Here is a 24,362-nt window from a genome sequence, read left to right as displayed (position 1 = left end):
CTCAACTCCTCAGCAAAAGTGCCGAAGTGGGAACGCCTTCGCCTGCCGTGACCAGGCATGTCGTCGCGCCCGGCACCTGTGCCGTGGAGGTGCCGCGGAGTTGTCTGACCCCTTCGTTGATGAGGTTGAAGCCATGGACGTAGGCCTCGCTGAGACCGCCGCCGCCGGTGTTGAGGGGGAGCCGGCCGCCGAGTTCGAGCGCGCCGCCCTCCGAGAAGGCCGCGCCCTCTCCGCGTCCGCAGAAGCCATAGCCTTCGAGCGACAGCGGGATCAGCGGGGTGAACGCGTCGTAGATCTGGGCGACATGGACGTCCTCGGGCCCGAAGTCGGCCGACTTCCAGAGCTGCCGGGCAGCGGTCCAGGACGGGCCGGACAGAGGGTCCTCGGTCCAGTAGTTGACCATGCCGTGGTGCTGGGCGGGCAGCCCCTGGGCGGCGGAGTGCACATAGACCGGGGTGGTGCGGCAGTCGCGGGCGCGTTCGGCGGCCACGACGACGCAGGCCAGGGCTCCGTCCGTCTCCAGGCAGTTGTCGAAGAGACAGAGGGGCTCGCTGATCCAGCGGGAGGTCATATACATCTCGCGGGTCAGCGGCCGTTCGTACATCACGGCGGCGGGGTTCTGGTTGGCGCGGTTGCGGCAGGCCAGGGCGATGTCGAAGAAGTGGTCGCGGGTGGCGCCGTACTCGTGCATATAGCGGCGGGCGAGCAGCGCGATCTCGTCCACGGGGCGCAGTAGGCCGTACGGGCGGGTCCACTGCCCCGGGGTGGGGAGCTGTGCCCGGGTGTCCCGCCAGGGGCGGGGGCCGGAGCCGCGCTTGCGGGAGCGCCAGGCGACGCCGACGGTCGCCTGGCCCGTGGTGATCGCGGCGGCGAGGTGGGCGACGGTCGCGCAGGAGCCGCCACCGCCGTAGCCGACGCGGGAGAAGAAGGTGACGTCCCCGGCGCCGATGGCCTTGGCGACCTCGACCTCGTCGGTGGTCTCCATGGTGTACGAGGCTAAGGCGTCGACCTGGGCGGGGGAGAGGCCCGCGTCGTCCAGCGCGGCGAGGATGGCGTGGCACGCCAAGGTCTTTTCGGATGCGGGAAGTTGTCGGGCGAAGGGGGTCTGGCCGATGCCGACTATCGCGGTGGTGTCCTTGAGCGTTGCCGTCGTCGCCGTCATCGCCGCCTCCGTGCTGTCGATGCTGACAGCGCGGAAGGCTATCGCTAATCTGACGAAGCGTCAGCTAGCTGGTCGGGTGCGAAGCCGGGGGCGGCAGGGGGTGGGCGTGCGATGCGCGGTGACCTGGAATTCTTCTCGATACCCCGGCTCGTCCGGATGGCCGCCGAGCGGTACGCCGCCCGTGAGGCCGTGGTCGAGGGCCGGACCCGGATCACCTACCGGCAGCTCGGCGAGCGCGTCGGGCGCGCCACCGCCGCCTGCGTGGCCGCCGGGGTGGAGGCGGGCGACCGGGTCGCGATCTGGGCGCCGAACAGCCTGGACTGGATCGTCGCCGCCCTCGGCGCGGTCGGTTCCGGCGCGGTGCTGGTCCCGGTCAACACCCGCTTCAAGGGCGCCGAGGCGGTGCAGGTGCTGGAGCGCACCCGGGCCCGGCTGCTCTTCGTCACGGGCACCTTCCTCGGCACGTCCTACGTGGCTGCACTGCGCAGCGCCGCCAACGGCGAGCGGTTCGGCACGCCGGGCGCCGGGCGGGGGCCGCTGCCCGGGCTGCCGCAGCTCCAGGACGTCGTCGTTCTGGCCGACGACGCCCCGGTCGGCTTCCGTACCTGGAAGGAGTTCCTCGCCGCCGGGGACGGTGTGCCCGCGCGGACGGTACGGGCACGGGCCGACGCCATACCCTCCGCGGCGCCCTCGGACATCCTCTTCACCTCGGGCACCACGGGCGAGCCCAAAGGGGCCGTCATCACTCACGGGCAGACGCTGCGCACGTTCGCCGTCTGGAGCGAGCTGGCCGGGCTGCGGGAAGGAGACCGCTATCTGATCGTCAACCCGTTCTTCCACACCTTCGGCTACAAGGCGGGCGTCATCGCCTGTCTGATGCGGGGCGCGACGATGGTGCCGCAACCCGTCTTCGCGCCGGAGACCGTGCTGGCCCGGATCGCCGCCGAGCGGATCACGGTTCTGCCGGGGCCGCCGACGCTCCACCAGTCGCTCCTGGACCACCCCGACCGCGCGGCGTACGACCTGTCGTCGCTACGGGTGGTGGTGACGGGCGCGGCCATGGTGCCCCGGCGGCTGATCGGCCGGCTGCGCGGAGAGCTGGGCATAGCCACCGTGCTCACCGCCTACGGGATGAGCGAGGCGACCGGCGTCGTCACGATGTGCCGGCGGGGCGATCCGCCGGAGGTCGTCGCGAGCACCTCGGGCCGGGCCGTCCCGGGCACCGAGGTCAAGGTGGCCGGTCCCGACGGACGGGCGCGGGCGGCCGGGGTGCCCGGGGAGATCCTGGTCCGTGGCTATCAAGTGATGTCCGGCTACTTCGAGGACCCCGCCGCCACGGCGCGGGCCCTCGACCCCGACGGCTGGCTGCACACCGGCGACGTGGGGGTGCTGGACGCGCGGGGGAATCTGCGGGTCACCGACCGGCTGAAGGACATGTTCGTCGTCGGCGGCTTCAACGCCTACCCGGCCGAGATCGAGCGGGTCCTGGCGCGGCACCCGGGGATAGCCGAGGTCGCGGTGGTCGGTGTCCCGGAGGGCCGGCTCGGCGAGGTCGGCAAGGCGTTCGCGGTCCGCCGGGCGGGCCCCGGGGACGCGGTCACGGCGGACGGGCTGATCGCCTGGGCGCGTCGTGAGATGGCGAACTACAAGGTGCCGCGCGAGGTGGAGTTCGTCCGGGAGCTGCCGCGCAATGCCTCCGGGAAGGTGCTCAAGGGGCTGTTGCGGCGCTGGGCGGAAGAGCGGGAGGGCCGGGCGGAAGAGCAAGAGGGCCGGGCGGAAGAGCGGGAGTGACGCGGACGGGCGGGGTGCGGCCTGGGGTGCGGCCGTGGGCCGTCCTCCGGAGGTCTCGGGCCGCCGTCGGCCGCACCCCCTGGTCCGCGCGCCGGGCCGTGACCCGGTCGCTCCGGCGCTCCAGGCGCCGTGGGCTCAGCGGAGGCTCGGCGCCGGGCCGGAGGCGTGGTCGTCGTTGCCGCCGGACGCGTGGTCGTCCAGGACCAGCGGGTTGTCCGACGCGTGGTCGTCCCTGACCAGCGAGGCGCCGGACGCGTGGTCGTCCAGGATCAGGGGGCTGTCCGAGGCGTGGTCGTCCAGGAGGAGCGGGGTGTCCGAGGCGTGGTCGTCACCGGGGGCCAGCGAGGCGCCGGACGCGTGGTCGTCGAAGAGCCGGGGAGCGGTCGACGCGTGGTCGTCGTGGATCCGCAGGGTGTGCGACGGCCGGCCGAGCAGCGCCGCGGGGCCGGACGCGTGGTCGTCGGCGGCCGCCGGTACCGAGCCGATGGCCGCCGCCGCGGCGGCCAGGCCGAGTATGGCGAACGCCTGCTTCCCGCGCGCCATCGTGGTGGTCTTGATGCGGATCATGGTGGCTCCTCTGCTCGGGGGTTGTCGTGCGTGGGTCGGTGGTGCTGTGCCGGAGAACGTACCGGCGGGTTGCCGTGAAGTACGGATGTTCGGGCGGGAAACTCCATGGAACCGGGGAATCCCCCGCCGAAGGACGTATCCGCCCCTGGACGCCCCCGCGACCGGGCGTGCACGTTCGCGACGCGCTGCCCGGCAGGGGCGCGCCCGGCGCGGTCGCGCGGGACAGTCGCGTGTCCGTCCCCGTCGCGTGCCCGTTCCGGGGCGAACGACAAGGGCCGGTGCCGACGGCTCCCCCTCCGTGCCGTCGGCACCGGCCCCTGCCTCTCTTACCCGGGTCCCCCGCCGGACTGTCCCCCGTCAAGTGCTCCGCGAGGCGGTGTCGTTCCCCCGTGTCCGCCTCGTCGGCTCATTCGCCGGTTCCCCCGTCGGTCGCCCACGCCCCCGTGGGTTCCCTCCGCCGGACAGCCCGCCCCCTTGATTCCCCCGGAGGACCCTGGACTCCGGGAGCTTCCGGCCGATGTCTGGCGGAAGCTCCCCACACTCGATGCGCTCGGAGCGGTGATTCCCAGAGCGCTGATCCTCAGAGCGGTGTCGCTCGGAGTGGTGCTTCTTGGTACCGCGTGCTCAGAACGGCTTCTCGATCGTGGCGTGGTCGTCCAGGGCCACGAACTTCGGCGGGTTCGTGGCGTGGTCGTCCATCGTCACGAACTTCGGCGGGTTGGTCGCGTGGTCGTCCATCGTGACCATCGCCGGAGCGTCCGTCGCGTGGTCGTCCTGCGGTGTGGCCTGCGTGCCGGTCAGTTTCTGCGCGGTGAGCGGCGCCCCCGTGGCGTGGTCGTCCTGCGGCTTGGCCGCTATGGGCGGGTCGAGCTTGTTGTCGTCGCTCATGATGCTGTCTCCCGTTGGCATTGCGAGTCGTCGGTCGGTCAGGGATCGCAGAACCCGTCCGGCGACTCCCCCGAGGGCCGCCGGACGGGTTGTGAGGGCTGCTCGCCCTGAGGTGAAGGTCTCACCTACGAACCGCCTGCCCCCCGACGCGACGGATCGACATCCCTTAGATTGACGGGCCACGATAAACGATCGATGAACGGGCACGTTAGCGCCCTGGTTCCGCTTGTTTGTGACCTCCGGTAAGGCGGTAAGCCCGCGCGGAACGCGCCCTCCGGATACGCCGGAACGCCCCACTCCGGCCCGCTCCGGCAGCCCGTTTCCCCCGCCGGTCTCCGCCCGACACCCGCCTGCGCAGGCCCATATACGCCTTTGAGCGCCCACGGGACCCCGACGTTCTGCCGAGGAAACAGACCTACGCCCGTTCTCCCCGTCTACGCCGCCGCTGCCGGCGTCAGCAGATCCCGTACGTCGGCGGCCTCCGCGGAGCCCAGCGCCTCGTAGATGGCCAGCGCCTCCGTCCAGCAGGCGTGCGCGCGCCCCTGCTGCCCGAGCGCGTCCAGGGAACGCCCCAGCACGGTCAGGATGTTGCCGCGCCGCCACTCGCCGCCGATGCCTCGTACCTGCACCAGCGCCTGCTCGGCGTAGGACGCCGCCTGGGCGTGCCGGCGGGTGGCCAGGTAGAGCTCGGCCATCCGGTAGAGGGTCATGCCCTCCCACAGCCGCTGCCTGTTGTCGTGGAACACCGGCAGGGCCTCGGCGAGCCGCCCCAGCGACTCCTCGTAGCGCCCGGCGCGGCTGAGGGCGAGCCCGTACGCGTAGAGGCCGTTGGCGAGCCGCCAGGAGACGTTGAGCTCGCGGTAGAGGGTCAGGGCCTGCTCGGCGAGGCGGACGGCCGACTGGGTGCGGCCGGTCTCCAGGTGCACCCGGGAGAGGTTGCTCAGCGCGCTCGCCTCGCCCGGGCGGTTGCCGTCGGCGCGGAAGGCGCTCAGGGCGTGGCCGATGTGGGCCTCGGCGTCCTCGTAGCGGTGCTCGTAGATGGCGATGATGCCGCGGTTGTTGGAGGCGTAGCAGCAGGGGATGGGGTCCACGCAGGAGCGTCCCAGCAGCACGGCGTGCCGCGCCTGCTCCTCGGCCTGTCCGAACCGGCCCGCGATGCTGTGCGCGTGCGTCAGCACCGTTCGCGCGCGGCCCTCGGCCCGGATGTCGCCGGCCTCCATGGCGGCGGTCAGCAGGGCGGACGCCGCCTGTTCGTACTGGCGGGAGTCGGCGCCGGACTCGGCGAGGTCCTTCGCGGCCAGCAGCAGGTCGACCGCGCGCCGCAGGGTGTCGCCGGTGGCGCGCGCGTGCTGGCGTACGCAGGCGAGCAGGCAGCCGGCCTCGGCGAACAGCCAGTCGCCGGCGGCCGCGCGGTCGGTGAAGGTCAGGCCCGGGTGGGTGGTCGGCGTCAGGTGCGCGAGCAACTGGTCGCCGGGGCGCTCCAGGACGTACACGCCGGCGGCCGTCGCCAGGTAGAAGTCCAGCAGGCGGGACATGGCCGCGTCGCGCTCGGCGGGCGGCTGCTCGTCGCGTTCGGCGCAGGCGCGGGCGTAGAGGCGGACGAGGTCGTGGAAGCGGTAGCGGCCGGGTGCGGCGGATTCCAGGAGCGAGGTGTCGACGAGGGACTCCAGCAGCTCCTCGGTGGCGTCGAGGCCCAGGTCGAGGACGGCGGCCGCGGCGGCCAGGGAGATGTCGGGGCCGTCGGCGAGACCGAGGAGACGGAAGGCGCGGGCCTGGCCGGGCTCCAGCTGGCCGTAGCCGAGTTCGAAGGTGGCCTTGACGGCGAGGTCGCCGGCGCGGAGCTCGTCCAGGCGGCGGCGTTCGTCGGCGAGCTTGCGGGCGAGGACGGAGACGGTCCAGGTGCGGCGGGCGGCGAGGCGGGAGGCGGCGATGCGGATGGCGAGCGGCAGGAAGCCGCAGGCCGCCACGACGTCCATGGCGGCGTCCCGTTCGGTGCTGACGCGCTCGGAGCCGACGATCCGGGTGAACAGGACGAGGGCTTCCTCGGGGCTCATCACGTCCAGGTCGACGAGGTGGGCGCCGGCGAGGTCGACCATGCGGACGCGGCTGGTGACGAGCGCGGCGCAGCCCTCGTTGCCGGGCAGCAGCGGGCGGACCTGGGCGGCGTCGCGCGCGTTGTCCAGCAGGGTCAGCACACGGCGGCCGTCGAGCGTGGAGCGGAACAGGGCGGCGCGCTCCTCCATCCCGTCCGGAATGGCGGAGTCCGGGATTCCGAGGGCACGGAGGAACGACCCCAGCACGGCCTCCGGTTCGGCGACCACGGGCCCCGCGCCCTGGAGGTCGACGTAGAGCTGGCCGTCGGGGAAGTGGTGGCGGGCGGCGTGCGCGACGTGCACGGCGAGGGTCGTCTTGCCGACGCCGCCGATGCCCGCGACGGCGGAGACCGCCATCACGCTGCCCTCGGCCGTGGCCAGCTGGTCGCCGAGCTCCTGGACGAAGGAGGCGCGCCCGGTGAAGTCGGGGACGGTCGCGGGCAGCTGCGCGGGCCGGATGAAGGTGGGACCGAGGCTGGGACGGTCGCCCGCGGGGTGGACGTTGAGCTCGGTGTCGGCGTTGAGGATGCGCTGCTGGAGCTCGGAGAGCTCGGCGCAGGGGTCGACGCCCAGCTCGTCGGCGAGCAGCCGGCGGGTGTCGGCGTAGACGGCGAGGGCCTCGGCCTGGCGGCCGCTGCGGTAGAGGGCGAGCATCAGCAGCTCGCGCAGCCGCTCGCGCAGCGGGTACGCGGCGGTCAGCGCGGTGAGCTCGGAGACGGCCTCGGCGTGCCCGCCGACCTCCAGGTCCAGGTCCAGGCGGGTCTCCAGGAGCGTGAGGTACCACTCCTCCAGCCGGGTGCGCTGGGTGTCGGCGTACGGGCCGGACAGCCCGGCCAGCGGCTCGCCGTCCCACAGGGCCAGGGCCTGGTTCATCAGGTCGCGGGCGCGGTGGCGGTCGCCGCTGGCGCGGGTCTTCTCGGCGTCGGCGGCCAGGCGCTCGGCCTCGTCCGCGTCCAGGCCGCCGCCGGGGACCCGTATCGCGTAGCCGCCCGCCTCGCTGACCAGGGCGTCCGCGTCCGGCCCGAAGGCCTTCCGCAGCCGGGAGGCGTAGGTGCGCAGGGCCGCCAGGGCGGCGTGCGGGGGCTCCTCGCCCCACAGGGCGTCCACGAGCTCGGGCGCGGTGGCCGTGCGCCCGCCGCGCAGCAGCAGGGCGGCCAGCAGCGCCCGCTGCTGGGGTGACCCGGTGTGCAGCGCCTCGTCGCCGCGCCAGGCGCGGACGGGCCCGAGCACGGTGAAGCGCAGCGCCTGCCCGTGCCCTGTATCCCCGGCCATGGTGACCCCCTGCCTGTCCTGCTCGGTCGCACCGGCCAGTCTGCCTTGTTCAGGGCTGCTACGTCAGCAGGGGTCCGGCCCTCTCCGTACGGTCCGGGAGCGTCCGGCCGCGGGCCGGATCCGCCCCTTCCTGACGAACCGTCAGTTCAGCGCTACGGTGTCGGCCATGGTGAGCTTCCCCAAGATAATCTCGGTGGACGACCACACAGTGGAGCCCTCCGACGTCTGGCGGAACCGGTTACCGGCGAAATTTCACGGTGCCGGGCCACGGATCGTGAGGGCCCCGGTGAAGGGCATGACCTTCGCGGGCGGCCGTTTCGCGCCCGTCATGGGCACCCCGGGTGACGACGGCCCGGAGGCGGACTGGTGGGTCTATGAGGATTTGTGCCGTCCTCTTACGCGGCTTGATACCGCCGTCGGATGCTCCAGGGACGAGATCAGACTGGAAGGGATCACCTACGAACGGATGCGGCCGGGTTCCTACAGCGTGCCCGACCGGTTGGCTGACATGGACCTCAATCACGTCCAGTCCGCGCTCTGCTTCCCCACCTTCCCGCGCTTCTGCGGCCAGACCTTCGCCGAGGCCGCCGACCGGGAGCTGGCCCTGCTGTGCGTACGGGCGTACAACGACTGGATGGTCGAGGAGTGGTGCGGCCCCGAGGCGCACGGGCGCCTGATCCCGCTCGCGATCGTGCCGTTGTGGGACGCGGAGCTCGCCGCCGCCGAGGTGCGCCGCAACGCCGCGCGGGGCGTACGCGCCGTCTGCTTCTCCGAGATCCCGCCCCACCTCGGTCTCCCGTCCGTCCACAGTGACGCGTGGGACCCCTTCCTGCGCGCCTGCGAGGAGACCGGGACCGTCCTCGCGATGCACATCGGTTCGTCCTCCCGGATGCCCTCCACGTCGGCCGACGCGCCGCCCGCCGTGAGCTCCGTCCTGACCTTCGGCAACTGCTGCTTCTCGCTCGCCGACTGGCTGATGTCCGGCAAGCTCGACCGCTTCCCCGGCCTGCGCCTGATGTACGCGGAGGGGCAGATCGGCTGGATCCCGTACGTCCTGGAGCGCGCGGACACGGTGTGGGAGGAGAACCGGGGCTGGGGCGGCGTCGCGGACAAGGTGCTCACGCCGCCCTCCGGGCTCTTCGCCCGCCAGGTGTACGGCTGCTTCTTCGATGACGCCTTCGGGCTGCGCAACCTCGACGCCGTCGGGGTGGGGAACGTGCTGTACGAGACCGACTACCCGCATTCCGACTCCACCTGGCCCCGCTCACGTCAGGTCGCCGAGGAGCAGATGGCACACCTGGCGCCGGAGGTCGTGGAGCGCGTCGTGCGGGGCAACGCCATCGAGCTGCTCGGCCTCACGCCGGAGGGGCTGTGGGCGGGGGCCCGAGCCTGACGGCTCCGTGGCCTTGACGGTGCATGTGACCGGTGCCACAGTCGCATCGCGTCAATCGATCTGACGATGCGTCAGAAAAAGGGACGGGGTGACCTCCGTGGAATTCGGGATCTTCGTGCAGGGCTATGTGCCGGCCAGCCGGTCGCGCACCGACCCCCAGGCCGAGCACCACGCGCTGATGGAGGAGGCCGCCTACGTCGTCCAGGCGGACAAGTCGGGCTTCAAATACGCCTGGGCCACCGAGCACCACTTCCTGGAGGAGTACTCCCACCTCTCCGCCAACGACGTCTTCCTCGGCTACCTCGCCCACGCCACCGAGCGCATCCACCTCGGCTCCGGCATCTTCAACCCGTTGCCCAAGGCCAACCACCCCGTGAAGGTCGCGGAGAAGGCCGCCATGCTCGACCACCTCTCCGGCGGCCGCTTCGAGTTCGGCACCGGCCGGGGCGCGGGTAGCCACGAGATCCTGGGCTTCCTGCCGGGCGTGACCGACATGGACGCCACCAGGGCGATGTGGGAGGAGACCATAGCCGAGTTCCCGAAGATGTGGCGGGAGGGGGTTTACGAGGGTTTCAACGGCAAACACTGGTCCCTGCCGCCGCGCACGGTCCTGCCCAAGCCGTACGGACCGTCCCACCCCGCCATGTGGTACGCCGCCGGGTCGCCCTCCTCGTACGCGATGGCGGCCCGCAAGGGGCTGGGCGTCCTCGGCTTCAGCGTCCAGAAGGTCTCCGACATGGAGTGGGTCGTCGACTCCTACAAGACCGCCGTCAAGGAGGCCCGGGCCGTCGGCGACTACGTCAACGACAACGTCATGGTCACCTCGACCGCCATCTGCGCGGAGACCCATGCCAAGGCCGTCGAGATCGCGGTGGGCGGCGGCCTCAACTACCTCCAGTCGCTGCTCTTCCGCTACCACGACACGTTCCCCCGCCCCGAGGGCATCCCCCGGTGGCCCGAACTGCTGCCGGAGTACACCGAGGAGATCATCGAGCTGCTCATCGCCGAGGAGCTGATGATCTGCGGCGACCCCGACGAGGTCTTCCGGCAGTGCAAGCGCTGGGAGCAGGCCGGCGCCGACCAGCTGTCCTTCGGGCTGCCGATCGGCATCCCCTACGAGGACACGATGACGAGCATCCGGCTCATCGGCGAGCACGTCATCCCGAAGATAGACACCGATCCGGTCCACCGCACCACGCGCTACCGCCAGGCCGCCGGGCACGCCGGGCACGCCGGGCCGGCCTGAGCGACCGCCCCATGCCCCGGGGCGGCGCCTCCCGGGCCGCCGCCCCGGCCCCGTCCGTCCGGGCCGTGCCCGTCCGTCCGGGCCGTGCCCGTCCGTTCCGCGTGCGGGTCCCGCTCGTCCGGGGCGGTCCGCCTGTCTGCGGGCGGGCCGGCGCGGGCGGGCCGGCGCTGACGGGAACCCCGAGCGAGAGGAGCCCACCGTGCTGGACCACCTCATCCGCCGCGCCACCGTCGTCGACGGCACCGGAGGTCCCGCGTACGTGGCCGACGTCGGCATCCGGGACGGCCGGATCGCGCTGATCGACCGGGGTACGGGCGGGGTGAAGGCGGGCGGCCGGGTCGGGCACCGGGCCCGCACCGAGGAGAACGCCACCGGACTAGTCCTCGCCCCCGGCTTCGTCGACCCGCACACCCACTACGACGCCCAGCTCTTCTGGGACCCCTACGCCGCGCCCTCCCTGAGCCACGGCGTCACCACCGTCGTCGGCGGCAACTGCGGCTTCAGCCTCGCCCCGCTCCACCCGGGCCGCCCGGCCGACGCCGACTACACCCGGCGGATGATGAGCAGGGTCGAGGGCATGTCGCTCACCGCCCTGGAGCAGGGCGCGCCCTGGGACTGGTCCTCCTTCGGCGATTACCTCGACGCGCTGGACGGCCGGATCGCGGTCAACGCCGGCTTCATGGTGGGCCACTGCGCGCTGCGGCGGTACGCGATGGGCCCGTCCGCGATCGGCGGCACCCCCGGCGCGGAGGAGTTACGGCGGATGACCGCGCTGCTCCACGAAGCCATGGACGCCGGCGCCTGGGGGCTGTCCACCACCCGCTCGAACACCCACTCCGACGGCGACGGCCGGCCCGTCGCCTCCCGGCACGCCCGCCGCGACGAGCTCCTCGCCCTCGCCCGCGCGGTCGGCGAGCACGAGGGCACCCAGCTGGAGGCCATCGTCACCGGCTGCCTGGACCACTTCTCGGCGGACGAGAGCGCGCTCCTCGTGGAGCTGACGGCCGCCGCCGGACGCCCGCTGAACTGGAACGTCCTCACCGTCGAGTCCACCGTCCCCGGCCGGGTGCCGCACCAGCTGGCCACCAGCGAGCGGGCGCGCGCGGCGGGCGGCCGGATCGTCGCCCTGACCATGCCGATCCTCACGCCCATGAACATGTCGCTGGGCACCTTCTGTGCCCTCCATCTCCTCCCCGGCTGGGGCGAGATCCTGGGACTTCCGCTGCCGGAACGGATCGACCGGCTGGGCGACCCGGCCGTCCGCGGCCAACTGCTGCGCGGCGCGGCGAGCCCGGAGGCCGGTGCCTTCCGCCGCCTCACCGACTTCGGCCGGTACGTCATCGGCGACACCTTCGCCCCGGAGAACGACGGCCTCACGGGCCGCGTCGTCGAGGACATCGCTGCCGAGCGCGGCACCGACCCCTTCGCCACACTGGTCGCCATCTGCGCCGCCGACGACCTGCGCACCGTCCTGTGGCCGATGCCCACCGACAACGACCCCGCCAGCTGGGAGCTGCGCCGCCTCGCCTGGGACCACGAGGACGTCCTCCTCGGCGGCTCCGACGCCGGGGCCCACCTGGACCGGATGTGCGGCGCCCCCTACCCGACGCGCTTCCTGGGCGACTGTCTGCGCGGGCGGAAGCTGGTGCCGCTGGAGCGGGCGGTACGGATGCTGACCGACGAACCCGCGCGCCTCTTCGGGCTGCGCGAGCGCGGCCGGATCGCCGAGGGCTGGTGCGCCGACCTCGTCCTCTTCGACCCCGAGCGCGTCGACGCGGGCCCGGCGACGCTGGTCCGGGACCTGCCGGGCGACGGCGCCCGGCTGGACTCCCGGGCCGTGGGGGTGGTGAGCGTGCGCGTCAACGGCGTGGAGACCGTCCGGCACGACGTGGTGACGGGGACGGTGCCGGGGCGGGTGCTGCGGTCGGGGCGGGACACGGAGACGGTGGCGACGGGACCGGGCACGGGAAAATTTTGAACCGGGGCAAAAGGGGTGGAGGTGCGATTCCCGTACCTGGTGGGGGTCGGGGTTACCCCTTGGTGTTACCTGGCGTAATGCAGCGAAGGCCTTCGTTAAGAAGATCAACTAGCCGCTCATGGCTGGGGGTTAAAGGCTGGGCTCCCGGAGGATTGTTCTCCGGATGCGGATACAGCAGCGCTTAACGTCCTCGCCATGGTTCAGGTGCAGCCGCGGCCGGGGGCCGGAGAAACGGTGGGGACTGGGACGGCGGAGGGCGTCGCGGGCCGCGACGCCGGGGAGCCGCGGGCCAAGGGCCTGAGCGGCGGTTCCGTCGGCCTGCTGGGCAGTGCCGTCATCGGGATCTCGACCGTCGCGCCCGTCTACTGCCTGACCTCCACCCTGGGCCCGACCGTGGGCAAGGCCGGAGTCCAGATGCCCGCCGTCTTCCTCGCGGGCTTCCTCCCGATGCTGCTGGTCGCCTTCGCCTACCGCGAGCTCAACAAGGCCCTCCCCGACTGCGGTACGTCCTTCACCTGGACCGTACGGGCCTTCGGGCCCCGGGTCGGCTGGATGTGCGGCTGGGGCCTGGTCATCGCGACCATCATCGTGCTGTCGAACCTCGCGGGCGTCGCGACGTCCTTCTTCTATCTGCTGCTCGGCCGGCTCACCGGCAGCGATTCCATCGCGGCCCTCGACGGCGACCGGCTCGTCCACGTCGTGACGTGCCTGGTGTTCATCGCCGCCGCGACGGCCGTCAGCTATCGCGGCATGACCGCCACCAAGGGGGTGCAGTACACGCTGGTCGGGCTCCAGCTGGCCGTGCTCGGCCTGTTCGTGGCCATGGCGTTCACCAAGGCGCGGTCCGGTGGTGGCCTGCCCGGATCCGGCTCCGGCTCCGGATCCCTCGGCTTCTCGTGGACGTGGCTGAACCCCTTCGAGGTCGCCTCCTTCGGCGCCTTCACGGCGGGGCTCTCGCTCTCCATCTTCATGTTCTGGGGCTGGGACGCGTGCCTGACCGTCAACGAGGAGACCGAAGGCAGCGCCAGGACGCCGGGCCGGGCGGCGCTGCTGGCGATGGTCGTGCTGGTGGGCTCGTACCTGCTGACCGCCGTCGCCGCCCAGATGTTCGCCGGCGTCGGCGACAAGGGCCCCGGACTGGGCGACCCCGCGACCGCCGACAACGTCTTCGCCGCGCTCGCCGACCCCGTCATGGGCCCCGCCCTCGGCGTCCTGCTCTTCGTGGCCGTGCTGGCGTCCGCCGCGGCCAGTCTTCAGACGACCTTCCTGCCGGTGGCGCGGACGGTCCTCGCGATGAGCGCCTACCAGGCGCTTCCTCCCTCCTTCGCCCGTATCCACCCACGCTTCCGCTCACCCGGCCGCGCCACGGTCGCGGCGGGCGTCGCCACCGGGGTCTTCTACGCCGGGATGAGCTTCCTCAGTCAGAACGTGCTGGTCGACACCATCTACGCGCTCGGGCTGATGATCTGCTTCTACTACTCGATCACGGCGTTCGCGTGTGCGTGGTACTTCCGGAGCGAGCTGCGGAATTCGGTGCGGGACGCGTGTTTCAAGGGCCTCTTTCCGCTAACGGGCGGACTGTTGCTGGCCGCTGTCTTCTGCAAGACGCTCCACGACATGTGGGACCCGGCCTACGGAAGCGGCAGCGCGGTCCTCGGCGTCGGCTCGGTCTTCGTCATCGGGGTGGGGCTGCTGCTCCTGGGCGTGGTGCTGATGGAGCTGATGCGGCGGCGCAGCCCGGCGTTCTTCCGGGGTGAGGTGTTGAGGCGGTCGACGCCGGTGCTGGTGGCGGAGGACTGAGGGGCTATGGGGGCGGGGCGCCCTGGTGTGTTTCTCGACCGCGCCGCTTAGCTTGTTCCTTAACATCGGCGGTCACTCTTTGGAGTGTTTGCAGGGTATGGGGCGGCCTTCCTCGTGATCCTGAACTCTGCGTTGTGATGAAGGAGTTCACGGGGGAGGCCGGTGGGGATGGGTGTGCTGCACCAGGACGGCACTCGGAACGCCCTCGCTGACCTGTCACACTTCCGAGCCCGCTTCTACGGGTGTCTGTCCGCGCGGGCCGACGCGTTCTTCGAACTGGTGCCGACGCCCTGTTGTGTGCGGACGGCCCGACGCGGACGCCGGTGGAGCTGTCGCTGCTGGCAGAGCACCGGCGCGGTTACGGCTCGCTGTACGGTGCCCTGAACCATGGCCGGCTCGATACCAACGCCCTGCGTGACCTGCTCATATCCCTGCCTCTTCCGCGGTTCGGCAGGCGGACCGTGCTCACGGTGGACGTCTCGCCGTGGCTGCGGCCGGATGCCGCCTGCTCGCCGGAGCGGCTGTTCTGCCTGGTCCACGGCCGCAACGGCCGCTCATCGGACCATGTGGTGCCGGGCTGGCCGTACTCGTTCGTCGCCGCGCTCACCCCGGACCGGACCTCGTGGACGCAGGTCCTGGACACGGTCCGCCTCGGACCCGCCGACGACATGGCGCTGGTGACCGCCCGCCAGCTGCGGGCCGTGGTCGAGCGCTTGATCACGGCCGGGCAGTGGCGGGAGAGCGACAGGAAGATCCTTGTCGTGATGGACGCCGGCTACGACCCGATGCGCCTGGCGCACGTCCTGTCCGATCTACCGGTCGAGGTGGCCGGACGCCTGCGCTCGGACCGCGTCCTGCGGCTCGCGAAGCCGGCCTACCTCTACGACCCCAAAGGCGGCCGGCCTCCGAAGCACGGGCCCCGGTTCAAGCTCGCCGACCCCGCCACCTGGCCCGAACCCACAGTGCTGACCAGAAACGACACCGCACGCTACGGCAAGGCCGAGACCCAGGCATGGGACCGGATACACCCCTTGCTGACCCACCGCTCCGCGTGGATCGACGACAACGGAGAACTTCCCCTGGTCGAGGGCACCCTGCTCCGGCTGAAGGTCGACCACCTCCCCGGCGACCGCGACGCGCCACCCATCTGGCTGTGGTCCTCCGCCCTCGGCGCCGACGCCGAACACGTCGACTTCGTGTGGTCGTGCTACCTGCGGCGCTTCGACCTGGAGCACACATTCCGCCTGTTCAAGCAGACCCTCGGCTGGGCCAGGCCACGGCTGCGGAGCCCGGAGGCGGCGGACAGGCGGACCTGGCTGATTATCGCGGCGCACACCCAGCTCCGCCTCGCGCTCCCGCTCACCGTGGACCAGCGCAAGCCCTGGGAGAAGACCAGCCGGCCCGGCACCACGCTCACCCCGACCCGCGTCCGCCGCAGGTTCAGAAACATCCGACCACACCTCGGCAGTCCGGCCCGTGCACCCAAACCGTCCAGGCCAGGCCCCGGACGGCCCCCAGGCATCCCGAACCGGCACCGGCCGGCCCGCCATGACGTGGGCAAAACCGTCAAGCGACCCGAGACGCTGATCGAACGTGACCGAAGCAGACCGCAACGATCAGAGCCTCAATGCAGAGAGTGACCGCCCGATGTAAAGGAACAAGCTTAGAGCCTGTGCCAGAACCTCCGGTTCCAAGGTCGGAGGTTCTGACACAGGCACTGACCAGGACGGGCTTTCGGGTCTGCTTCGCCGACCTTTACTGGGCCTTGTAGCCGCCGTCGACGTTGAGGATGGTTCCTGTGACGAACGACGCGGCCGGCGAGGCTAGCCAGGTGATGGCTTCGGCGACCTCGGTGGGGCGGCCCATCCGGTTGACCGGCTGGAGGGCGGCGATGGTGGCCTCGTCCCACGTGCCGGCCTCGATGGCGGTACTGAGGATGTCGGTCTTGATAGCGGCGGGGGCGACCCCGTTGATGCGGATGCCGTCGGTGGCGTACTCCAGCGCGGCGGACTTGGTCAGGCCGACCACGGCGTGCTTGGTGGCGGAGTAGTTGGCCGCGTAGCGCATGCCGCCCAGGCCCGCGATCGAGGCCAGGTTGATGATGGAGCCGCCGGGGGTGTCCTGGGCCAGCATCTGCTGGATCTGGTACTTCATGCCCCAGAAGACGCCGAGCACGTTCGTGGTGAGCATCTGCTGGAAGCGGCTGGTGGGCTCGTCGGCCAGGCGGCCGGTGTCGAGGGAGACCCCGGCGTTGTTGACCGCGACATCGAGCCGGCCGAAGCGCTCGGCGGTGGCCGCGACCAGGGCGGCGACGGACTCTTCGGAGTCGACGTCGGCGGCCATGAAGGCAGCCTCCCCGCCGTTGTCGCGGATCTCGCGGGCGACGGCTTCGCCCGCTTCCTTGCGGCGGCCGGAGATGACGACGGCGTGACCAGCGCGGGCCAGTGCCAGGCTGGTCTCCTTGCCAATGCCGGTGGTGGCTCCGGTGACCAGGGCGACGCTGGCAGCGCTCATGACGGTGGACCTCTTTCCCATACAGGTGGGTACGGCCGGCGATCCGCTTGAGAAGACCGCCGGTCTCTTGCACTCACGCTAAGAGACCGGCGGTCTAATGTCAAAAGACCGGCAGTCTGTAATATGGGGGCATGGTGACCTTCCAGCGAGCGCGCAGCGAGGAACAGCGCGAGATCCGGCGGCGGGCGATCCTCGACACCGCGGCAGCGATGCTTGACGAGATGTCCGTAGGCGCACTCAGCCTGAACGAACTGAGCCGGCGCGTGGGCCTGGCGAAGTCCAACGTGCTGCGCTACTTCGAGTCACGCGAAGCCGTCCTGCTGGAACTACTGGACCGCGACTGGCGGCAATGGACCGCCGCCCTTCCCGAACAGCTCGCCGCCTCGGTCACCCCCGGCGCCCCGCCGATCCAGCGCGGTCAGGAGTTCGCCGCTGTCCTGGCACGTTCCCTCGCGCAGCACCGGGTGCTGTGCGACCTGCTCAGCGCCCAGGCGGGCGTCCTGGAGCACAACGTCTCTGCGGACGTGGCCGCCCGCTACAAACGAGCGGCGCTCGACAACGTCGCCGCTCTGGCCGCACTCGCCCGCGGACACCTCCCCGAACTCGGCGGCCACACCGACCAGCTCTGCGCCCAGGCCATCATGGTGAGCGGCGCGGTATGGACCCATGCCCGGCCGTCCGCCGCCATGCTCGCCGCTTATGCAGCTGATTCTTCACTCGCCGCCCTGCGCATGGACTTCACCACCACCCTGGAGGAGATGCTGACAACCCTCATCGCGGGCACCCTCTCCAGGACCGAGGAATGACCAGGACCCCACCCGCCCCTCCGCCGCGTGCGCCGGTGGGGACGGCTGGGCGATTTCACGCCTGCGCTGACGGAGGCGGCATCCTTGCCCGTCCGAGCGGTGGAGCGGGCCTCCCGCTCCGGGAGTTGGGGGCTCAGGCGCCTGGCGCCAGGGCTCGGGCCAGGAGAGTGCCGGTCTTCCAGCCTTCCGGCGGAGTGATCTCGTTCGCCAGGGCGTAGCGGAACCCGTGCTCCTTCAGGAGGCCGGTCCACATGTCGGAGGTGTAGTCCCAGCGCTTGACGACGAGGGGGTTCGGGTCGTCGGCCTGGTTGACGTACGACGCCTGGCAGCCGTAGCAGCCTTCGACCGGGGGCCGTTGGGAGAACGCGAGCACTCCGCCCGGCTTGAGGACTTGGCGGATGACGGGGAGCATCCGGCCAGCGGGCCGATGTGGCTCGTGTCACCTGGCGCTCGGGTGCGCAGTGGGGGCACTCGCACGGCGGGTAACTCACGGGGTTCTCCAGGATGACGACGGGGCCGTCCACTCGAACCGCTCGTGTCGGACCGTACGTTCGTCCGCCGTCGCGGCTGACCCGCACAGTCATCAGCGAGGATCTGCCCGGCATCGGCTGTTCGCTGTTTGCCATGCCGACACGCTAGGGACGCGGTTACGCGGACCCCAACAAGGTTCTACGAAGTTCCACGCGAGTTAGCCCAGCGCGTCCACGGCGGAGGTGATGAGGGCACGTGCCTTGGCGCCGTACACGGCGAGGCCGGCAAACTCTCCGAACGCCTTCAGGTACTGGGCTATCTCGGTGGGAGCAGTCACGTTCACCTGCGCTGTCAGCAGTTCGACTTGTGCCATGTCCTCGTCGTACACGCTGAATGTCTCGATCATCCACATGCGCCGCGATGCGGAGAAGGGGATGACTCCGAGGGAGACGGATGGATAGGCCATCACCGACAGCAGATATCCAAGCTGCCCCGCCATGGTTTCGGCGTCTCCGACCCGGTGGCGCAGGACCGATTCCTCCTCCAGCAGCGCGAAGCGGTGGTTACCCTCGCGGACCACGTGCGACCGGGCCAGCCGTGCCTCGACCGCTTCGGCGACATCGTTGGGGGTGCCGTGGAAATCCGTGATCGCACTCATGAGCGCCGTGGCGTAGGCATGGGTCTGGAGCACACCTGGAATGACGTTCGAGCAGTAGATGCGGAACACCCGGGTGCGTTCGAAGAGAGGGACGTACGACTCCTGGAGCCTGCGCAGACCTGTGCGCTGAACCCGCCTCCACTCCACGTACATGTTGTCAGCGGAGCGAGAGGCGGCGATCAGGTCCACAGCGACGTCATCCGCCCCGCATGCGGCACACCATGCGTGAATGTCGGCGTCGGACGGTGGCGTGACGGCATTCTCCAGGCGCGACGCCTTGGAGGGGTACCAGCCGGCGCGCTGGGCCACCTCCTTGGCGGTCAGCCCGGCGTCCCGGCGGATCTCCCTTAGTCGGTCGGCGACGGCCTTCCGGGCTTCCTGAACCCTGGATGAGGGTGGGGTGGGCATCTTTGGGCGCGCTGATCAGATCCGGTACTCCTCGTGGGGCGTCGCCCGCTCCCACACGGTCTCGAAGGCGGTAGAGCACAGTTTCGCCACGTCGGGTCGCTCATCCAGCTCTGGTCCGGCGGACCCGCCGTCTCCCGTGAAATGGTTCCACATGATGACTCGCTCGTCGAAGAGCCAGAAGTCATTGCCGGGGAAGGCGATGTCCGAGGCTTGGCGGCGAGGCAGCCAACGCACCAGCTCCCCCGCCGCAATGTTCTGGTAGGTGCAGCTGTGTTCGTATCGGATGTAGTCGCTCACCGGCTCCGAGACGACGCGCGCGCGGCGGAACACAACGCCGCGCGCCACGGCGTCGCGCACCGTCGTGTGAAAGTCGTTCCACCATGTCCCCGGTTCACTGGATGGCCGCCAACCGGCACGCCAGGCTTCGAACTCGGCTGCTTCCTCGCCAATGCCGTAGGAGTCGCGCATCTCAAGGTGGATGGCGGAGTGCCGAGTGTTCGCCAGTAGGTCAGCGAACGCCAAGTCGGTCTGCGACATCACAAGCCTCCCTGATGGCGGGCACCATGCGGATCGGCAGCCGCACCACCGCTTCACTCTCCGGAATGGGGCCCGACTCCAGGCACTTGACCAACAGCGCTTCCCCCGCCTTCCAGCCCTGGAGGACGATCTCCCGCGCCTCGTCGTCCACCCAGGCCGTGGGGCGCTGGGTGCCGCTGGCGTTCGGGTCCTTCACGATGAACAGTAGCGCCATGACATCCTCCGTCGGCCTGCCGGTTCTACGGACGTCTACGAGACTTGCCGTGGACGCTTGGAGCATCAATGAGGCGGCAGGCCAAGGAAGTTGCAACGCCAGACAGCCTGGCTGGACGAGCCGTCCCGCCGGATCGGGGTTTCCTCGTCCCGGAATGCCGCGAACTGCGCGAGCACGACGTCCTGTTAAAGAACTGGGGAAAGAACCAATACCCACCCAACCGCGCGCGTGTCACCCCATCGGGTGATAGGCGTGGCAGATGCGGTGAAGGGCGCGGTACGGTCACGCCGACAACCCCAAACAGACGACGGCCCCCGCCGGGAGTGGCATCCCGAACGAGGGCCTGATCATCAAGGAAGCTACACCTTCCCTATGACTGATACGCAGTCTAGCGCGCACGCGTCCACGCGCGACGAGTTGCCGCGAGCCGGAGTGATTCATGTCCGGCACCAGCACATCGCGAATTTCACCGTCGTCGGCAATCACCTCGCCCAGCACCCGGACCTGTCCGCCGTTGCGATCGGCCTCGGTGTGTACATCCAGTCGCTGCCCGACGGGGCCCTCATCGGCATCAAGGACCTCACCCGCCGCTTCCGCGAAGGCGAGATGGTCATCGGCCGGGCCCTCAACGAGCTGGAGGACGCCGGTTATCTGGAGCGCAGGCGCCTCCGGACCGAACGCGGCCGGGTCGTGACCGCGACCCGCTGGTACGAGCGTCCCGGCGCGCCGCCTCCGGACCCCGGCAAGCGGGTCGATCTCGTGAAGCGGCCCCCGGCCGCACCCGCATCCCCATCGGCCCCCAGGCCCGAACGCCCCGTCGCGCCGCAGAAACCGCCACCGCCACTGCCACTGCCACTGCCACCACAGCCGCTACCGCCCGCTGACGGTCCCGTCGACGAGCCCGCCTCCGGCCTGCTCGCCGGGCTGCGGCGCCGCGATCCCCGGCTGCTGCTCTCCGCGAAGGACGTGCGCCGCCTCGCCCCGGCCGTACGCGCCTGGCTCGACCGGGACGTGGGGCCCGCGCAGGTCGCCCGCACGCTGACCGCCGACCTGCCGGTCGGCGCCATCACCTGGCCCGCCCGCCTGCTCGCCTACCGCCTCGCCCACTGGCTGCCGCCCGCCCTGCCTGTGGCAGGACCGGCCGAGCCCCGGGCTTCGGGTGCGGAGCGGCCCGCGCGACCGTTGCCGTTCCAGACCTGCGACGGCTGCGAACGGGCCTTCCGGGCGACCGGGCCCGGCCGGTGCCGGGACTGTCGTGACCACGTGGTGGGAGCCGACGAGGCGGCCTGACCGTACGCCGGGCCGCCTCGCCGAGCGATCAGAAGTCGACGAGCTCGTTGTCGTCGACGCGGGCCACGGACTCCTGCGCGAAGCGCTTGTTGTACGTGGCGCGGATTTGCTCGATCTTGGCGCTAGCGGTCCGGGCCTCGCCCTTCGGGTAGAGGAGGGTGAGCTTGTACGAGCGCTCGTGCTCGATCTTCCCGTGGGCGTCGCGGTACTGGCCGTAGGCGTTCTCGACCGTCAGGCCCGCCGGGAAGCGCGGGGTGACGACCTCGTCGACGAACGTACGGAACTCCTTGTCGGTGACCGGGGCGCCACCGTTGGGCTTGGCCGTGCCGAAGAGCAGCTCGGTCTTGACGTACGGCTTGCCGACCGCCCGCACCGGCGCGCTGGCGGCGGCCTTGGGCTCCGGGTCGTCGAAGGCGGCGTACGCGACGGGAGCGCTCGCGCCGAGCAGGGCGGCGGTGAGGGCGACGGAGGCGAGCCGGACGCGGGAGGAGGTCTTCGGCATGGGGATGGCTGTTCCCTTCCATAGGAGGTGATGCCAGAGGTGACGAAGCGCCAGAACTCTAGCGGCGCGAGGCCGCGCGCGTGTTGCTGTTCGCGAACCGTCAGGAGGCCGCGCCCAAGAACACCGGGTTCGTCATCGCCGCCATCGCGCCCGGCAGCCCCGACGCCCCGCCGTCGCTCGCCGGGTGCCGCACCTCGGCCCGTACGTACGCCGCCTGCCCGGGCGTCGTACGCCACTCCAGCGTGCCGTCCGTCGGCACCGGCGCGGTGAACATCCGTCCCTGGTCCGTGACGAAGGACGCCGAGCAGCCCGTCGTGCCCGTGACTTTCAGCCGTACGGTGACCTGCTCGTCGGGCGCGGCGCGCAGCCGCTCGCCGATGCCCGCGTGCGCGCCGCGCCCGCCGACGGCCGTGAACGACAGCTCTACGGCCGACGATTCCGCGATCCAGCTGCGTCCCGCGCGGATGCCCGCCAGCAGGGCCTCGCGGGAGAGCGCGTCGGCCAGGACGACGGTCTGGGGCAGTCCCACGACCTGTGGTTCGCGGTGGGCGTCGCTGTTGCCCATGGCGGGCAGCCAGCGGCCGCCGGAGCGGGCCGCGGCGACGAGAATGTTGTCCCACGCCGCGACGGCCATCTCGTCGTCCGGGGTGTACGGGCCGTTCCACACCTCCACCGCGTCCGCCTCGTCGAGGCCGAACTTCCAGCCGCAGCCGACGCACGTCGCGTACGGGTGCGCTGGGACGACCAGGCCGCCCGTTTGCCGGATTCTCCGTGCGAAACGTCCGAAGGCGTGGTCTCTCGCGCGGTAGCGCCAGTCGATGAAGACGCCGGGGTCGGTGCCGAGGGCGAGGACGTGGCCGTTGCGCGTGGTGACCTCCTCGCCGGTGAGGACCAGCAGGTCGTCGCCCCACAGGCCCTGCCACGCCCCGTGCGCGGAGGTCGTGTTGTGCTCCGTCGTCGTGATCCAGTCCAGCCCGGCGGCCCGGGCCGCGGCGGCGATCTGCGTCGGGGTGCGCAGCCCGTCGGAGTGGACGCTGTGGAGGTGGTTGTCGCCCCGGTACCAGGCGCGGCCCCGGCCCCGGGCCCGCTGCGGCGGGTACACCGGCTTCGGAGCGGCTCCGGGCGTCCCGTACCGCAGGGTGACCGCGACCTCGTAGGCGAGCCCCGGCGGGGCCACCGTGTACGGGCCGAGGACGATGTGCCAGGTGCCGGGGCGGACGGGCCCGGCGAGGTAGCCGGGCGTGGCCCGTTCGGCGCCCACGAAGAACTCCGAGCGGGCGCCGCCCGACCAGCCCCGGAAGCCGGCGCCGCCCAGGGCGGCGCCGCGCTCGTCGAAGATGCCGATGTCGCAGGCGTTGCCCTGGGTGCCGGTGGGCACGGAGGGTCTGTCGTAGCTGTACGAGACGGCGATCTCGCGGACGCCGCGCGGCACTTCCACGGGGAGGTAAACGAAGTCCGGGGCACCGACGGGCAGCCGTCCGGTGGCCCTGCGGGTCTCCTCGCCGGACGCGGGTCGCCCGCCTCCGGCCGCGTGGGCGAAGCTCACGCCTTCGAGCGTCAGCATGCTCACCGCTCCCGCGGCCGCCGTCATCCTCAGTACGTCGCGCCGGTTCATCCCCGCCTCCTCGCGTGGGCCGTGTCCGACTGTGCCGATCTGTGCCGATGCGGTGTGACTGCCGTGACCCACTGTTCTACGCCCGGGTGGCCGGACGCGGAACACCCGCCGACGCGCGTGGCGGCCGGTGCGCGAACACATGTCGACACACCACGTCGACACACCACGTCGACACGCAATCGACACGCATCGACACACGACCGCGCGTGGCGCCCCGCGGCCGCCCCCCAGGGCATACCGTGGGTCACACGCGAGACAGCCGCGACGACGGAGGTGCCCCGGGATGCGGATCGCCACCACGATCTTTCTCACCGATGAGACGATCAGCCCGGTCCGGTTGGCCCGTGAGCTGGAGCAACGCGGCTTCACCGGGCTCTATCTGCCCCAGCACACCCACATTCCGGTGAGCCGCAAGACCCCCGCGCCGGCCGGTGACCCGCTGCCGCGCGAGTACGGCCGCGCCGTCGACCCCTTCCTGGCGCTCGCGCAGGCCGCCGCCGTAACCCACCGGATCGAGCTGGGGACCGGCGTCGCGCTGGTGGCCCAGCAGGACCCCATCGTTCTGGCCAAGCAGGCGGCCACCCTGGACTTCCTCAGCGGCGGCCGGTTCACCCTCGGCGTCGGCTACGGCTGGAACGTGGAGGAGGCCGAGGACCACGGCGTCGACTGGCGCACCCGCCGGGAGCTGGTGCGCGACCGGATGGCGCTGATGCGCGCGCTGTGGTCGGCGGAACCGACGGCCTACGACGGCGAATTCGACTCGGTCCAGGCGAGCTGGGCGCACCCCAAGCCCGTCCGGCGCCCGCGCCGGCTCCAGGGCACGGACTCGCTGGTGGGGCCGCGCACGCTGATCGGCGGCGCGGCCGGGCCGAAGCTCTTCGCCCACATCGCCGAGTACGCGGACGGCTGGATGCCGGTGGGCGGCAGCGGTCTGAGCGAGATGCTGCCGGAGCTGCGCCGGGTCTGGACGGAGGCGGGGCGGCCGGGGGAGCCGGAGGTCATGCCTTACGCCGTCCACCCCTCGGCGGGCAAGCTCGCGCACTACGCCGACCTGGGCATCGAGGAGATCGCGGTCGGGCTCCCGTCGGCCCCCGAGTCGGAGGTGCTGAGGGCGCTGGACGCGCACGCGGAGTTCCTCTAGACACAGTGGAATGGAG

19 protein-coding genes and 1 pseudogene are annotated in these 24,362 nt (G+C 71.4%); 9 read left to right on the top strand and 11 right to left on the bottom strand.

Going from position 1 to position 24,362, the window contains the following annotated elements:
- Position 1 precedes the first annotated feature (1 nt).
- Entirely contained in the window at positions 2 to 1,162 is a 1,161-nt protein-coding gene (locus tag AB0E98_RS13140) for a lipid-transfer protein (protein WP_361701792.1), read from the bottom strand.
- A 111-nt stretch (positions 1,163 to 1,273) separates the two neighbouring features.
- On the opposite strand from AB0E98_RS13140, the gene AB0E98_RS13135 reads away from it, so the two are divergent.
- A complete protein-coding gene (locus AB0E98_RS13135; RefSeq protein WP_361701790.1) occupies positions 1,274 to 2,953 on the top strand; it encodes a FadD3 family acyl-CoA ligase in 1,680 nt (559 codons plus the stop codon).
- 135 nt (positions 2,954 to 3,088) lie between these two features.
- Here AB0E98_RS13135 and AB0E98_RS13130 read toward each other — a convergent pair whose 3' ends face one another.
- From AB0E98_RS13130 to AB0E98_RS13120, 3 genes are all read right to left on the bottom strand, one after another.
- Entirely contained in the window at positions 3,089 to 3,520 is a 432-nt protein-coding gene (locus AB0E98_RS13130) for a hypothetical protein (protein WP_361701788.1), read from the bottom strand.
- 624 nt (positions 3,521 to 4,144) lie between these two features.
- Positions 4,145 to 4,408 (bottom strand): hypothetical protein, encoded by a 264-nt coding sequence (locus AB0E98_RS13125; RefSeq protein WP_361701787.1) that lies wholly within the window; start codon positions 4,406 to 4,408, stop codon positions 4,145 to 4,147.
- A gap of 434 nt (positions 4,409 to 4,842) precedes the next feature.
- Positions 4,843 to 7,773, bottom strand: a complete 2,931-nt coding sequence (locus AB0E98_RS13120; protein WP_361701785.1) for a BTAD domain-containing putative transcriptional regulator — start codon at positions 7,771 to 7,773, stop codon at positions 4,843 to 4,845.
- Positions 7,774 to 7,939: 166 nt separating this feature from the next.
- Here AB0E98_RS13120 and AB0E98_RS13115 point away from each other — a divergent pair, with 166 nt between their 5' ends.
- The 5 genes and pseudogenes from AB0E98_RS13115 to AB0E98_RS13095 all read left to right on the top strand — a co-directional run bounded on the left by AB0E98_RS13115 (position 7,940) and on the right by AB0E98_RS13095 (position 15,830).
- Positions 7,940 to 9,166: an amidohydrolase family protein gene (locus tag AB0E98_RS13115; RefSeq protein ID WP_361701783.1), complete on the top strand. Its 1,227-nt coding sequence runs from the start codon at positions 7,940 to 7,942 to the stop codon at positions 9,164 to 9,166.
- A gap of 97 nt (positions 9,167 to 9,263) precedes the next feature.
- Complete coding sequence (locus tag AB0E98_RS13110) at positions 9,264 to 10,412, top strand: LLM class flavin-dependent oxidoreductase (protein ID WP_361701781.1); 1,149 nt, start codon at positions 9,264 to 9,266, stop codon at positions 10,410 to 10,412.
- Positions 10,413 to 10,611: 199 nt separating this feature from the next.
- Positions 10,612 to 12,390, top strand: a complete 1,779-nt coding sequence (locus AB0E98_RS13105) for a D-aminoacylase (protein WP_361701780.1) — start codon at positions 10,612 to 10,614, stop codon at positions 12,388 to 12,390.
- Between the two features lie 195 nt (positions 12,391 to 12,585).
- Positions 12,586 to 14,190 carry an APC family permease gene (locus AB0E98_RS13100; RefSeq protein ID WP_361701778.1) on the top strand — a complete coding sequence of 535 codons (1,605 nt, stop codon included), beginning with the start codon at positions 12,586 to 12,588 and terminating at the stop codon, positions 14,188 to 14,190.
- Positions 14,191 to 14,358: 168 nt separating this feature from the next.
- Positions 14,359 to 15,830, top strand: a pseudogene (locus AB0E98_RS13095) (NF041680 family putative transposase).
- A 115-nt stretch (positions 15,831 to 15,945) separates the two neighbouring features.
- Here AB0E98_RS13095 and AB0E98_RS13090 read toward each other — a convergent pair.
- Positions 15,946 to 16,704 carry a glucose 1-dehydrogenase gene (locus tag AB0E98_RS13090; RefSeq protein ID WP_361701776.1) on the bottom strand — a complete coding sequence of 253 codons (759 nt, stop codon included), beginning with the start codon at positions 16,702 to 16,704 and terminating at the stop codon, positions 15,946 to 15,948.
- Between the two features lie 131 nt (positions 16,705 to 16,835).
- On the opposite strand from AB0E98_RS13090, the gene AB0E98_RS13085 reads away from it, so the two are divergent.
- The gene (locus AB0E98_RS13085) at positions 16,836 to 17,510 is read left to right on the top strand and encodes a TetR family transcriptional regulator (RefSeq protein WP_361701774.1); all 675 of its coding nucleotides are present in this window, start codon (positions 16,836 to 16,838) and stop codon (positions 17,508 to 17,510) included.
- 133 nt (positions 17,511 to 17,643) lie between these two features.
- Here the strand turns inward: AB0E98_RS13085 and AB0E98_RS13080 are convergent, their stop codons facing one another.
- From AB0E98_RS13080 to AB0E98_RS13065, 4 genes are all read right to left on the bottom strand, one after another.
- A complete protein-coding gene (locus AB0E98_RS13080; protein WP_361701772.1) occupies positions 17,644 to 17,922 on the bottom strand; it encodes a hypothetical protein in 279 nt (92 codons plus the stop codon).
- Between the two features lie 276 nt (positions 17,923 to 18,198).
- Positions 18,199 to 19,047 carry a helix-turn-helix transcriptional regulator gene (locus AB0E98_RS13075; protein ID WP_361701770.1) on the bottom strand — a complete coding sequence of 283 codons (849 nt, stop codon included), beginning with the start codon at positions 19,045 to 19,047 and terminating at the stop codon, positions 18,199 to 18,201.
- A 15-nt stretch (positions 19,048 to 19,062) separates the two neighbouring features.
- Positions 19,063 to 19,584, bottom strand: a complete 522-nt coding sequence (locus tag AB0E98_RS13070; RefSeq protein WP_361701768.1) for a DUF6879 family protein — start codon at positions 19,582 to 19,584, stop codon at positions 19,063 to 19,065.
- The gene (locus AB0E98_RS13065; protein WP_361701766.1) at positions 19,556 to 19,798 is read right to left on the bottom strand and encodes a hypothetical protein; all 243 of its coding nucleotides are present in this window, start codon (positions 19,796 to 19,798) and stop codon (positions 19,556 to 19,558) included. The genes AB0E98_RS13070 and AB0E98_RS13065 overlap by 29 nt, the downstream gene beginning before the upstream one ends.
- Before the next feature lie 372 nt (positions 19,799 to 20,170).
- Between AB0E98_RS13065 and AB0E98_RS13060 the strand changes: the two genes are divergently transcribed.
- Positions 20,171 to 21,088 carry a helix-turn-helix domain-containing protein gene (locus AB0E98_RS13060; RefSeq protein WP_361701765.1) on the top strand — a complete coding sequence of 306 codons (918 nt, stop codon included), beginning with the start codon at positions 20,171 to 20,173 and terminating at the stop codon, positions 21,086 to 21,088.
- 28 nt (positions 21,089 to 21,116) lie between these two features.
- On the opposite strand, the gene AB0E98_RS13055 is transcribed toward AB0E98_RS13060, so the two are convergent.
- Positions 21,117 to 21,590 (bottom strand): DUF3574 domain-containing protein, encoded by a 474-nt coding sequence (locus tag AB0E98_RS13055; protein WP_361701763.1) that lies wholly within the window; start codon positions 21,588 to 21,590, stop codon positions 21,117 to 21,119.
- 100 nt (positions 21,591 to 21,690) lie between these two features.
- Entirely contained in the window at positions 21,691 to 23,205 is a 1,515-nt protein-coding gene (locus tag AB0E98_RS13050) for a CehA/McbA family metallohydrolase (protein ID WP_361701761.1), read from the bottom strand.
- Between the two features lie 283 nt (positions 23,206 to 23,488).
- On the opposite strand from AB0E98_RS13050, the gene AB0E98_RS13045 reads away from it, so the two are divergent.
- Positions 23,489 to 24,346 carry a TIGR03619 family F420-dependent LLM class oxidoreductase gene (locus AB0E98_RS13045; protein ID WP_361701759.1) on the top strand — a complete coding sequence of 286 codons (858 nt, stop codon included), beginning with the start codon at positions 23,489 to 23,491 and terminating at the stop codon, positions 24,344 to 24,346.
- The last annotated feature ends 16 nt before the right edge of the window (positions 24,347 to 24,362 follow it).

The sequence above is a fragment of the Streptomyces sp. NPDC037389 genome (assembly GCF_040636475.1).
GTDB classification, from domain to species: domain Bacteria; phylum Actinomycetota; class Actinomycetes; order Streptomycetales; family Streptomycetaceae; genus Streptomyces; species Streptomyces hesseae.
This window is presented reverse-complemented; position numbering and strand designations above follow the sequence as displayed.